We start from the raw sequence: 11,935 nt of genomic DNA on the forward strand, positions 1-11,935 counted from the left end.
GGGTTTGGTGCCGCTCGAACGTATCAAGATCAGGGCAGGGCCGGAGGGACGAAGATGCAAGACTTGGATCAGATGCTCGCACGGTTGACGGCAGAGCCCGACCACGCGGGATTGCAGGGTATTGAAGCTGCTGTCTTGGCCCGGCTCGGCGAGCCGCCGCGCGCCACCCTCGGCTTCGGCATCGGGGCGGTGATAGTGCTGTCATCGCTCGGTCTGGGCGTGGTGAGCGCGGGCTCACCTGCGATCACTATTGAAGCAGAAGGTCAGGTTGCGCCTCTTGGTCTCGGTACCGCGCTGGCGCCGTCCGCGTTGCTTGCTGGTACGCGGTGACAAAGGTGTCGACGCGTACGTTCCTGATTGTCTTCGCGGCGTTCGTGGCAGCGGTCGGCGGTGTCCTGCTCGGCAGGGAGCTGTTTGCCCCATCTCGTCCCCCGGGCAGTGAGCTTCACCGCATCGTTCATGATGAGCTCGCCCTAAACCCGACGCAGGATGCGCAACTGACCGAGCTGGAGAGAGCGTTCGCGGTTAAGCGCCGTGCATTGGAGGAGGAGATGCGGGCCGATAATGCCCGCCTTGCCGCCGCCATCGAAGCCGAGCACGGCTATGGCCCGCGCGTGGCACAAGCTGTCGACCGCAGCCATGCAGCGATGGGCGAACTACAAAAAGAGACGCTCGCGCACATGTTCGCGATGCGTCAGATCCTGAGGCCCGATCAGGCCGAGAAGTTTGATCGGGCGGTGGTGAAGGCGCTCACCCAAGACAGGCAGTGAGCCTCGATTATCAGTCAGCCTCCGACGGAGAGCTGGTGACCCTCAGCCTCGCTGGTCAGCAGCCGGCCTTTGCCGAGATCATGCGCCGACATCGTGCAGCTGTCTTCCGATTGATCCGATCGCATATCGGCGATGCCGACGAAGCGTTGGACCTCACTCAAGAGACGTTCGTCGCGGCGTGGAGAGCACTTCGCCGGTTCGATCCCGCACGGTCGTTGCTCACCTGGTTGTGTGCCATTGCCATCAACAAATGTCGCGATTGGGGCAGAAAGCGCGCAGTGCGCCGGTTCTTTTCGCTCGCAGCCCCGATCGAAGACGCGCGGCACGTGCCCGAGGCACAGCCTGAGGTGGATACAGCTGCAGCGGATCGGCAAGAGCTTGCCCGGGTCACGACGGCCATCGCGAACCTGCCAGCACCATTGAAGGAAGTGTTGATCCTTCGCACCATCGAGAGTCTGAGCCAGGCCGAGACGGCGGAAACACTGGGGGTGAGCGCAAAGACCGTCGAAACCCGGCTTTATCGTGCCCGCGCCAAACTGGCAGATATGCTTGCGACGAGCGAATGATGGCCTGCCGCTCAGGAAAAAGATTTCAGGGATAAGGCTGCGGCCCGCGTACCCTCATGACACCAGCAATCGAGTCCGAAAGCTTCATGAACGCACAGTTTGATCGTCGGGCGCTGCTCCGCGGCGCGACCCTTGCAGGCGGTGGGTTCGCGCTAGCGAGCCACATGCCCGCGTGGGCGCAGCCCATATCCCAAGGCATCTCCAGGCCGCTCCCGACCGTGTCTGGCGAGGATATCCGCTTGCGCATCGCGCATCAGATGATGACCATCGATGGAAGGCAGAGCCACGCCATCGGCATCAACGGTACCGTTCCTGCTCCGCTCATTCGGCTGCGCGAAGGTCAGAACGTCCGTCTGCATGTCGAGAACATGCTGGATGAGGAAACTTCGGTACACTGGCATGGTTTGCTGCTGCCATTTCAGATGGACGGCGTGCCGGGTGTCAGCTTTCCCGGCATTCCTGCTCGTTCGACATTCAGTTACGAGTTCCCGGTCATCCAGTCGGGCACCTATTGGTATCACAGCCACTCCGGGCTGCAGGAGCAGATGGGCCACTATGGTCCCATCGTGATTGATCCCCAGGGCGAGGACGTCGTCCAGTTCGACCGCGAGCACGTCATCGTTCTGTCCGACCACAGTCCTATTCACCCGCACGCGATCTTCCGGCGGCTCAAGCTGGAGGCAGGCTACTTCAATCGGCAGCGGCAGACGCTTGGCGGTCTTCTCGCCGGCGAGGGCCAAAGTGCGTCAGAACGCCTCATGTGGGGCGGGATGCGCATGGATCCGGCTGACGTCGCGGACGTGACTGGCACAACCTACACCTATCTGGTGAACGGTCACGGTCCGCAGGATAATTGGACGGCACTGTTCCGGCCGGGCGAGCGGGTCCGGCTGCGCATCATCAACGCGTCCGCGATGACCACCTTCAACGTCCGGATTCCCGGTCTGCCGATGACGATCGTGGCGGCGGACGGCTTGAACGTGCAGCCAGTAGAGATCGATGAATTCCAGTTCGGTCCTGCCGAGACTTACGATGCGATCGTGATACCGTCTGAGGATCGTGCCTTCACGCTGGTGGGCGAGAGCGTCGACCGGTCTGGCATGGCTCGGGCGACCTTGGCTCCTCGTGAAGGAATGATCGCGCCTGTCCCGCCGCTCCGCCAACGACCGCTGGCGACCATGAAGGACATGGGCATGGGTGGCATGGACCATGGCACTAGTGGCGGCATGGATCACTCGGCGATGGGCCACGGCATGGCAGCAGGCTCGCCGTCCGCCCCTGGGCCCGCGATGGATCCCAGCATGATGAACCATGATGGCGCAGCTGCAAGCAGCGCCGCAGTGTCGGCAGCTGAGCACGCGGCGATGGGCCACGGCCAGGCGGCCACGGGCGCGGCCGCCGCAGGCATGGCCGGCATGTCGGCGGCCGATCACGCAGCGATGGGCCACGGCTCAGGCGGCATGGACCACTCCATGCGCGACTTCTCCAATGCACCCGGCGTGAAGAAGGGGCCGGGCGTCCAGACCATCTCGCCCATGCCCGTCGATCGCACCGACTTCCCCGGTCAGGGGCTAGAGGACGTGCCGCACCGCGCGCTCAACTACCGGCAGCTCATGGCGCTCGATCGCAACCCCGACACGCGCGCGCCGGGTCGCGAGCTGGAGATCCATCTCACCGGCAATATGGAGCGCTACATGTGGGCGTTCGACGGCGAGAAGTTGTCGGAGGTGAAGGAGCCCATCCCGTTCCGCACCGGCGAGCGGGTGCGGATCACGCTGGTCAACGACACCATGATGGGCCACCCAATCCACATCCACGGCCACTTTTTCGAGCTGGTCACCGGGCACGGTGCTTACGCGCCGCGCAAACACACCGTCCTCGTGCAGCCGGGCGGTAAGGTGAGCTGGGATATGACGGCGGAGGCCGGTGACTGGGCGTTCCATTGCCACATGCTCTATCACATGCACGCAGGCATGATGCAGGTGGTTCAGGTCAGGAACGAGCAAGGAGAGGTCGCATGAAGGCGGCTCTAGTCGCCGGTGTCGCCGGGTTGGCGCTCGCTTCTCCGGCACTCGCGCAGCATAGCGGGCATGCTGGTCATACCAGCCCCGCGCCGCAAAGTCCGCCCCCGAGCGATGTACATGCGGAGCATAACATGCCGGCTGCACCGAGCGCCGCGCAAGAAGAGCAGGAGACACGTCCAGACCCGCATGCCGGACATGACATGGGAGCCATGGAGGGCGCTGCACCTGCTGCGCAATCGCCGAACGACGTCCATGCAGGCCATGCGATGCCAGCAGCACCTACGCCAACGCCGCAGAGCAATCCGCACGCTGGCCATGACATGAGGGCAATGCCGGCGCAGCAGAGCGCGACAGATGTTCATGCAGGTCACCAAATGGGTGGCGGCAACATGGCCGAGCACCACGGTCCCATCGGAACCAACTTGCCGCCAGGTGGCGCCGCCGCACCGAATGCCTTTCCGGGCAGCGCTGCCAGCGAGTTTTACGGCGAGAGGGAGATGGCCCGAGAGGTCCGCGAACTAAAGCAGGAGCACGGCGGGGGCTCGTTCAGCCAGATTATCTTCAACCTCGCCGAAGTGCAGATTAGGGATGGCCGCGATGGCTACCGCTTCGACGGTGAGGGATGGTTCGGCGGTGACATCAACCGCTTGGTGGTGAAGACCGAAGGAGCGGGAGATTTCGGCCGTTCAGTCGAGGATGCGGAGATACAGCTCCTCTACAGCCGCGCTCTTGACCCATACGTCAACTTGCAGGCGGGCATTCGCTACGACATCAGACCCGATCCGAGCAGGGCTTACGCGAGCGTCGCCTTTGAAGCTCTCGCGCCGTACTTCTTCGACGTTGAGGGGACGTTGTTCCTGTCGGACAAGGGTGACGTGCTCGCACGGGCGGAGGCCTACTACGACCAGCGCATCACCAACTGGATCGTGCTCCAACCTCGCGCCGAGCTCAACTTCGCCGCCCAGGACATGCCAGCGGAGGAGATCGGTTCCGGCCTTTCCGATGCCGAACTAGGGCTGCGCCTTCGCTACGAAATCCGTCGGGAGTTCGCGCCGTACATCGGCGTGTCGTGGGAGCGGAAGTTTGGCGACACCGCTCGCTACGCGCGGGACGAAGGCGAGAGCACCGGCGGCTTCAGCTTTGTGACGGGCGTGAGACTTTGGTTCTAAGGGCTGATGGAACGCTCCGCGTATCACGCTTAGGACGGGTTGAGCTTTGAGGAGCGTGCAATGAAGATCGCAGCCACTATGACCGTTGCCTTGCTAATGGCGAGCCCAGCGCTCGCTCAGGATCAAGGTCAGCAGGGTATGGACCACAGTCAGATGAACCATGCCGAGATGATGCAGCCGACCGCTGCCAATCCCTACGCGCCTTCTGAAATGAAGATGCACGAGCAGATGATGGCAGCGGCAGGCGCGGATGCTGGCGAAACGTGGATCCGAAAGATGATCGAGCATCACCGCGGCGCGGTCGACATGTCACAGATTGCACTTACCAATACCGAGAACGTCGATGTGCGCCGCGAAGCGCAGAAGACGATCGACAGCCAGAACCGCGAGATCGCGACGTTGAATGCGATGCTCCGCGGAATGGGGAAGCAAGAGCAGTAAACAGTCAGCCTTAGCTTCGGGAGCCCAGGCGGGTGCGGCATCAGCCGCCTGGCGCGGCCGCACACGTACGAGCCGGCAGCTAGCGGATCGCTACAACCTTGACTTCGACAGCATCGGCGATCTTTCTCCAGCTCTGGTCACTGGTCCACGCCGGCAATCCATCGCGCCGCGCGAGCGCCAGGCAGAAGCGGTCACCAAGGCTCAAGCCTGCTTCGGCTGTTGCAGCCCGCATTCGTCCAGCAATCTGCGCAAGCGCCTTGTCTGCCGGCACCAAGGTAAGGGGAAGGGGATCCAGCATGGCGTCGACTTGCCGTTCGGGCATACCTGCATGGACAAAGTGGCTAACCACCTCGGCATAGTTCACACTGCTAACCCGCGCGCCTGCGATGCCAGCTGCCACCTTAGCCGCGCCCCGCTCCCCTTTGAGCATTGCGATGAGGGCAGAGGCATCGAGTACCACACTCACTCTCCGCTCTCTTCACGGCGTCGCGCAAGGAAGGCATCGACCGAAGCATCGGGATTATCGCCGGTGTACTGCTTGGCCAGAGCCTGAGCTCGCGCCACTGACTGAGTAGCTGTTCTCAAGATGATGCCATCTTCCGTTTCGTCGAGATAGACCGCTCCGCCACCTGTCAGGCCCAGGCGCTTTCGAACGTCAGCGGGCAGGCTCATGCGGCCGTTCGGCGTGATGTTAATCTGGAGAGTCATGGAAGCACCTCGAGGGATTAGCGGCTCGTAGGCGCTGTGTAGGTCTGAGCACGCGCGGGTGCAAGAAGAGCTCTTTCGCGCCACACAGAAGCGCCCGTGCCACAAACGTGCCGACGTACCTTATGCCCGAAGCTCTGCCAATCTCCGCCAAAAACGATGCCTTTTGGGTATACCTCTAGAAGACCAGGTACAAAGCGGTCTCTTTCCCGTATGCGAACGATGTATGGAAGACTAGGCTTCAGCAGACTACCCAAAAGAGACCGGTATTATTCATTCTGGCCTATAAGCATGACGCAGCGCGCGCCCGGCACACTCGATACCTTTGCGTCCCAGGCGCAACTTTCGGCCGAGCTGTGCTAGCCTGAACTTGTGTGAGTCCTGTGCAGTGATCTCAGTCTCAAGCGAGCATGGACAATACACCGGCAGAGGTCAGTGGTCGGCCATCAGGCACCGCCGGCTCGGACGGGCGGTGCGATCCGGGCCACTACTTCGTTGTAAAGGCGGAGTTCGCCGGGCATCGCCAACGTTACCGCCAGTCCATAGGCAATAGGCTCGTCGATTATCGCCGCCTGATCGGGCTCGCGCTGCACTTTTAGCGCGACCGTCATGTTCGGCGTCACAGCAGGCGCTTGGTCGCCGGCCCAGACGCGTGTGAAGACTGTGCCCCGGTTTGTCTGGTTGCCGTCAGGCTGATTTGAGTGCGCCTTGATCGCCAGCGCCTCCGTCTCATCGGGGTCAAGGATGCGCAACTTGCAGCTGCGATAGCTCTTGCGGCCGGGCGACACAGGCGTGAACCAGGCGAGCGTCGCCGCAAGAAGGTGCGGGCGCGCTTGACCGCCGATCGCTGCCGGCACGGGCACCTCGATCGTGGCGGTGCGGTCGCGAGCGAGCATGCCCGTGGCGAAGAATGTTGCACGGTCGGCTGTGCAGGCCAGCGCCTCATCTGCATCAACGCAACCAAAGCCCAAGAAGCGTCGAATATTATCTTTTTGCCGACTGGCTTGCCCGCGCCCAATCGGACCGATGGTCCGGCGGATTACCTCGGCCATGTCTTCTGGCCAGCGTGCGGGATGAATTAGCAGCGCTTTCAAGAGCACGGCCCGGTTGATCGATGGCAGGCGTAGAAACTCGTCTCCATAGGCCGCCTCCAGAGCATCGTGGATACGGTGGCAGGTACGAGACGCAAGCGCCGCTGCTGCACTGGTGCCGCTTGTATAGCCATCTAGGTCCTCTCGCCCTCCCGCTGGTGGTGCAGCGACACGCAAGCCGGCACCCCGCGCAGGTCCGCTTGAGCGAACGTCAATATGAGCGTGAGTGCGTACCACCCTGAGATGTTCTCGCGATCCGGGCATCAGGATGTCGGGCTTGACCGCGTTGGCAAAGCCGGGCCCCAATGCGCTCGACGGGTTTGCCATACGGCGTCCGGGGAAGGGGTCGACCAGAACACGGGCCAGCGCGCGATCTGCCGGGGAGACGGCATCGTCGTTGCAGGCGCCAACAGTGATCCCGTTGACTGTCTCAGCCGGGGAGAGCAGCCTTCGATCTGCGGCGATGTTGTTGATGGCAGTGACCATTGCTGTCACCCGATCGGGCTCCGCAGCATCTTCAAAGGCAATGCTGTTCTGGTATGCTGGGACGCCGATGTCGTTCGTCTGGTTACCGCCGCTAACGATGAAAAGCAGACCGAAGCGTTGAGCGAGGCGGTCAATTAGCCTTGCCCAAGGCGATAGCTGCCCGTGAAAGGGGCGGTGCGCATTGCCGAGCGAGAGATTAACGATGACCACGTCAGGGGCTGTTTCGCGTAGCTGAAGCACCGCAAGGTAGATCAGGTCGACTACAAGGCGATCGTGCGGGAAGGCATCGCCATTTCCCATGACGGGTATGACGTGAACACGACGCGGCAAGCTTGGCTCGCGTCGGTTGCGGTCACCATGTATAATTAGGGAGGCCATTGCTGTCCCATGGCGCCGCTGAGCAACAAGCGCGCCGGGTTCAAGATCAAACGTATCGTCCAGCGTGATATGGTCGACCAGTAGGCGATGGCCGGCAACTGGCACGCCGTCGAGCAACGCAAGGATCGGCGTGCCGAGCGGACGCGCCTCGTGAGCGACAGGATCGGGGACAAGCGGTTCGTCAACTTCGATCCCGGTAGCAACGCTCTGCGGGCGAAGATAAATGACGGGCTCCAGCCCGGCTATTCCGCCCGGGCCGTGAGCCAAGACCTCCTGAATTGCCCACACCGGCAAATCGGCAAGTAACGCATGATAGGCGATTTCAGGAATACGAGCTCGGGAGACGACAAGGCCGCCCCGAGCTGCCACTGCGGCTGCCACGATTGCTTCGGCATCACGCGCGGCGGGTTCGCCGGCGCGGAACACGAGTTCGATCTCAAGCCGGATAAGGTCGTTATCTACAAGGCCCTCAATCTCGGCGGCCAGAATGTCCGCATCATGTGGCTGCACGCGGTCGGCAGGCCCCCACGTTCTCAGGTCGCGGAGCCTCTCGAAAACGTCAGCCCACACGGTTTCACCGCGGACGAGCTGCCCGGCACGCCAGCGACGCCACATGGAGGCAATGTTCTGCAGCGCCACGAGGTCGGGAACCATCAGGTAGGCTACCGGGGCCTTGTCGTCTTCGTCGCCAGCGAGCTCTTCTTCGTCGACGAGCTCAAGACCAGCACGCCGAATAGCCTCAGCAAAGGGAGCAATCGCGCCCCGCACTTCGAAAACCAGAAGGCGTTCCGGCGCGAGCGCTGTTGGATCGGCCCGAAGCTCAAGTGCGCCACCGCCACGCGCCAACACATCAGCTAAGCGGCTGAACTTGGGTCCGATCCGTTGATCTTGGCGTTCAACAGCGAAACCGTCGGGCCGTGGCATGGCGCGGGCCACGCCAACAGCGCGCGGTCGATCAGCTTGTGGCGTCAGGCGTAGGAGGGGCTTGGTTGGGTCGCTCGGCATTCAGGATCTCAGGTGTCACGCGCTTCGTCCATAGGTCGAGTTCCATGGTGAGCGCGGCATCGACCGATACTTCGCCCAAACCGAGGATTTGGCGACGTCGTACATTTTGGCAGAAGTCGAGCGCCTCTGCATAGCTGACGTGACCAAGTTTGGTCGCGATCTTCGAAACAGAAAGGGCCGGTGCCACCTTCCAACCCGACATAATCCGGTCAAGGAAAACGGCAATCTCGGATCGACGTGGCGCAGGCAAGGCTAAACGCATCTGGAAACGCCGCCAAACGGCACGGTCGAGAAGTTCACCGTGATTGGTTGCCGCGACCACCACGACATAGCTCGGCAGTTGGTCAAGCTGCATCAGCAGGAAGGACACCACGCGCTTGATCTCACCGGTCTCGTGCGTATCGCCACGTTCCTTTCCGATCGCATCGAACTCGTCGAAGAACAGGACGCTAGGCTGCGTTCGAACATAGTCGAACAGCTTGCGTAGGCGAGCATTAGTCTCACCCAGGTAACTGCCGATTAGCGCGTCGTAACGCACTACAAAAAAGGGAAGCCCGAGTCCTTCGGCGATAGCCTCGGCGAATGAGGTCTTGCCATTACCTGGCGGCCCCGACAGCAGCACGCGGTGACGAGGCTCGAAACCGCTGGCCCGCAGCACGTCGGCGCGTCGGTGCTCCTCGATCAATTGGCGGCCACTCTCGCCTGCCGGGAGCGGTAGGATCAGCTCGCCAAGGGAGAGACGCGCCTCAATCTCAAGGATCGCCTCACGGCCGCTCGCCGCATAAAGGTGCGGGGAAGCCGCGGTCAGAGCGGGCGGCGTCACCGGTACAGCGGAGAGTGCCCGCTGTATGCGATCAGCTACGATGTGATGGTTCTTGGCACGCTCGTCTGCTGCCAGCGCCTCGGCCGTGGACCGCAACGCGTCGCGGTCTCCGGCAGCCCCGGCGCGGACAAGGGAGACAAGAAGATCGCTGCGAGCCACGAGCTACCCTATCATCGCCTTCGAACCGGCGCGACGGTTATCAAGTCTGTTGCGAACATTGCGTAACCCGCATTGCTCCCCTTCAGACGCCCCGGTCTCGAAGTTGGTCATGCCGCCGTCGCCAGGACAGTCGTTTGACGCGCCAAGGTCCGGTACACGGTCGGCCGCGAGATGGAGAACAGCTCTGCCAGGTCGCTGATTGAGTAGTCGCCGGTATCGTACATCCGACGAAGCTCCTTCTGCTGGCGATCGGACAACTTCGGTTTCTTGCCGCGCAGCTTCCCCTTTGATCGTGCGACCGCCATGCCCTCACGGGTTCGCAGCCTAATGAGGTCCGCCTCGAACTCGGCAAACGTCGCCAGGATGTTGAAGAACAGCTTGCCCATTGGGTCCGCCGGATCATGGATGCTGGCACCTAGCTGCAGCTTCACACCGCGTGCAGTCAGGCTGTCACCGATCGCACGTGCATCTGGAACTGATCGGGCGAGCCGGTCGAGCTTAGGCACCACCAACGTATCCCCACTTCGCACCGCCGCCAGCGCTTGGTCGAGACCGGGCCGATCCCGGTTCGTACCGGTGAAGCCCTTGTCAGTGTAGATACGATCGGCCGCCACGCCCAACTTGAGCAAGGCATCCTGCTGAGCGGCAAGGTCCTGTTTGTCGGTCGAGCAGCGGGCATAGCCGATCAGCGTGTGGATCATGGGCCCAAGTGTAACGTATGAGGCCCCATCACTGCAAAACATATCGTACCAGCCTTCTGAGACTCATCGGGTGGCGCATTCCCGTGGGTCACCGACCAGGGTGGAGAGAGTACGCTGAACGATCCCCTTTCGTACATCGAGGCCGTTCCAATAAAGATGGCCGTAGTGCCTGTCAGCAGCAGGGTAGATGGACGGGCAGGCCGCGGCATCCGATCGCCGCAACCCTCGGTGCCCGTGGTTGGATCCTGCACGAGCCAAACGGTGGCAGCTGTACCCCCAAGCCCTTTGGAACCGGTCTAATATAAATGAACAATTGTAGATTGCAGAACCCGGCTCTGACCTCACCAGGTGAGACCGACTCACTGGGAACATCGAGCACGTGGAGTTGAAGGGCTGAGTAGCCCCTAGATTTCTGGACGCCTTCGATCCTAATTTTGAGGACAGGAGGCGATGATGGGGAAGCCCAATCTCAGCGATGAGTTCAAGCGCGATGCGGTGGCCCAGATCACCGAGCGCGGGTATCCAGTAGCGGAATTCTCGCAGCGGCTCGGGGTCAGCCCGCATTCGCTGTATGCGTGGAAGCGGCAGCTGGCGAAGGTCGTATCCGGCGATGCTGGCAAGGATGCCGAGATCCGCCAGCTGAAGCGCGAGCTGGCCCGGGTGACCGAGGAGCGCGACATCCTAAAAAAAGCCACCGCGTATCTCGCTCGAGATGCAAAGTGAGATACGCGTTCATTGCCAAGCATCGCGATCGTTTTGGCGTGCGGGCAATGTGCCGCTGCCTTGCCGTGCAGCCCAGCGGTTTCTATGCCTGGCAGAAGAGCCCGCTTAGCCGGCGGGCTCGGGAAGATGCCCGGCAGACCGATCTGATCCGCAAGGCCTGGAACGACAGCGGCAAGGTCTATGGCTACCGCAAGCTGCACGATGACCTTCTGGATCACGGCGAGACCTGCTGCCCCAACCGCGTTGCGCGGTTAACCAGGCTGGCGGGTATCAGGGCCCAGGTCGGCTACAAGCGCCGGCCTGGCAGCTATGACGGCAAACCTTCCCTGGCGGTCGACAACACGCTGGATCGCCAGTTCGATGTGGCAGCGCCAGACCGGGCCTGGGTGACAGACATTACCTACATCCGCACCCTGGAGGGCTTTGCGTATCTGGCGGTCGTGGTCGATCTCTACTCGCGCCGCGTGGTGGGTTGGTCGATGCAGAGCCGCCAGACCACCGACGTGGTGCTGCAGGCGCTGCACATGGCGGTATGGCGGTATGGCGGCGCAAGCCGAAGCAGCGGGTGCTGATCCACTCGGACCAGGGCTCGCAGTTCACCAGCATGGACTGGGCAGCCTTCATCCGGGCTCACAACCTTGAGCACTCGATGAGCCGACGCGGCAACTGCCATGACAATGCCGTCGCCGAAAGCTTCTTCTCCTCGCTCAAGCGTGAGCGCATCCGGCGACGGACCTACAAAACCCGCGAGGAAGCCCGGCAGGACGTGTTCGATTACATCGAGATGTTCTACAACCCGGTGCGCAAGCAGGTCAGGAACGGAATGCTGTCACCCGTCGAGTTCGAACGGCAGCGGATGTTGAAAGCGGAAGGCGTCTAGAAATCTAGGGGCTA

At 62.2% G+C, this 11,935-nt stretch carries 11 protein-coding genes and 1 pseudogene; 7 read left to right on the plus strand and 5 right to left on the minus strand.

The features are described 5' to 3' along the window. Positions 1–54: 54 nt before the first annotated feature. The 6 genes from PK98_RS01200 to PK98_RS01225 all read left to right on the plus strand — a co-directional run bounded on the left by PK98_RS01200 (position 55) and on the right by PK98_RS01225 (position 4,970). On the plus strand, positions 55–330 hold the full coding sequence (locus tag PK98_RS01200; protein WP_039093667.1) for a hypothetical protein: 276 nt from the start codon (positions 55–57) through the stop codon (positions 328–330). Positions 331–335: 5 nt separating this feature from the next. Further along, positions 336–770 (plus strand): periplasmic heavy metal sensor, encoded by a 435-nt coding sequence (locus PK98_RS01205; RefSeq protein ID WP_039096076.1) that lies wholly within the window; start codon positions 336–338, stop codon positions 768–770. Next, the gene (locus PK98_RS01210) at positions 767–1,336 is read left to right on the plus strand and encodes an RNA polymerase sigma factor (RefSeq protein ID WP_039093669.1); all 570 of its coding nucleotides are present in this window, start codon (positions 767–769) and stop codon (positions 1,334–1,336) included. Before PK98_RS01205 ends, PK98_RS01210 begins: the two co-directional genes overlap by 4 nt. Before the next feature lie 86 nt (positions 1,337–1,422). Then, positions 1,423–3,357: a copper resistance system multicopper oxidase gene (locus PK98_RS01215; RefSeq protein ID WP_039096077.1), complete on the plus strand. Its 1,935-nt coding sequence runs from the start codon at positions 1,423–1,425 to the stop codon at positions 3,355–3,357. Positions 3,358–3,491: 134 nt separating this feature from the next. Next, entirely contained in the window at positions 3,492–4,529 is a 1,038-nt protein-coding gene (locus PK98_RS01220) for a copper resistance protein B (protein WP_407637596.1), read from the plus strand. 60 nt (positions 4,530–4,589) lie between these two features. Then, entirely contained in the window at positions 4,590–4,970 is a 381-nt protein-coding gene (locus PK98_RS01225; RefSeq protein WP_081995984.1) for a DUF305 domain-containing protein, read from the plus strand. A gap of 79 nt (positions 4,971–5,049) precedes the next feature. Here PK98_RS01225 and PK98_RS01230 read toward each other — a convergent pair whose 3' ends face one another. The 5 genes from PK98_RS01230 to PK98_RS01250 all read right to left on the minus strand — a co-directional run bounded on the left by PK98_RS01230 (position 5,050) and on the right by PK98_RS01250 (position 10,318). Next, a complete protein-coding gene (locus PK98_RS01230) occupies positions 5,050–5,436 on the minus strand; it encodes a type II toxin-antitoxin system VapC family toxin (protein ID WP_039093674.1) in 387 nt (128 codons plus the stop codon). Continuing rightward, positions 5,433–5,678, minus strand: a complete 246-nt coding sequence (locus tag PK98_RS01235) for an AbrB/MazE/SpoVT family DNA-binding domain-containing protein (protein ID WP_039093676.1) — start codon at positions 5,676–5,678, stop codon at positions 5,433–5,435. Before PK98_RS01235 ends, PK98_RS01230 begins: the two co-directional genes overlap by 4 nt. Positions 5,679–6,121: 443 nt before the next feature. After that, a complete protein-coding gene (locus PK98_RS01240; RefSeq protein ID WP_235425356.1) occupies positions 6,122–8,566 on the minus strand; it encodes a S8 family peptidase in 2,445 nt (814 codons plus the stop codon). Positions 8,567–8,585: 19 nt separating this feature from the next. After that, a complete protein-coding gene (locus tag PK98_RS01245) occupies positions 8,586–9,617 on the minus strand; it encodes an AAA family ATPase (RefSeq protein ID WP_039093678.1) in 1,032 nt (343 codons plus the stop codon). Positions 9,618–9,724: 107 nt separating this feature from the next. After that, positions 9,725–10,318 (minus strand): recombinase family protein, encoded by a 594-nt coding sequence (locus PK98_RS01250; protein ID WP_039093680.1) that lies wholly within the window; start codon positions 10,316–10,318, stop codon positions 9,725–9,727. 453 nt (positions 10,319–10,771) lie between these two features. On the opposite strand from PK98_RS01250, the pseudogene PK98_RS01260 reads away from it, so the two are divergent. Beyond that, positions 10,772–11,921, plus strand: a pseudogene (locus PK98_RS01260) (IS3 family transposase). Positions 11,922–11,935: the final 14 nt, after the last annotated feature.

It is taken from the genome of Croceibacterium mercuriale, assembly GCF_000802385.1.
Classification (GTDB): domain Bacteria; phylum Pseudomonadota; class Alphaproteobacteria; order Sphingomonadales; family Sphingomonadaceae; genus Croceibacterium; species Croceibacterium mercuriale.

Excerpts from the sequence above, each read along its gene's own strand:
- PK98_RS01200 (WP_039093667.1), top strand. The coding sequence starts at position 55 with ATGCAAGACTTGGATCAGATGCTCGCACGGTTGACGGCAGAGCCCGAC.
- PK98_RS01215 (WP_039096077.1), top strand. The coding sequence starts at position 1,423 with ATGAACGCACAGTTTGATCGTCGGGCGCTGCTCCGCGGCGCGACCCTT.
- PK98_RS01220 (WP_407637596.1), top strand. The coding sequence starts at position 3,492 with ATGCCGGCTGCACCGAGCGCCGCGCAAGAAGAGCAGGAGACACGTCCA.
- PK98_RS01225 (WP_081995984.1), top strand. The coding sequence starts at position 4,590 with ATGAAGATCGCAGCCACTATGACCGTTGCCTTGCTAATGGCGAGCCCA.
- PK98_RS01235 (WP_039093676.1), bottom strand. The coding sequence starts at position 5,678 with ATGACTCTCCAGATTAACATCACGCCGAACGGCCGCATGAGCCTGCCC.
- PK98_RS01250 (WP_039093680.1), bottom strand. The coding sequence starts at position 10,318 with ATGATCCACACGCTGATCGGCTATGCCCGCTGCTCGACCGACAAACAG.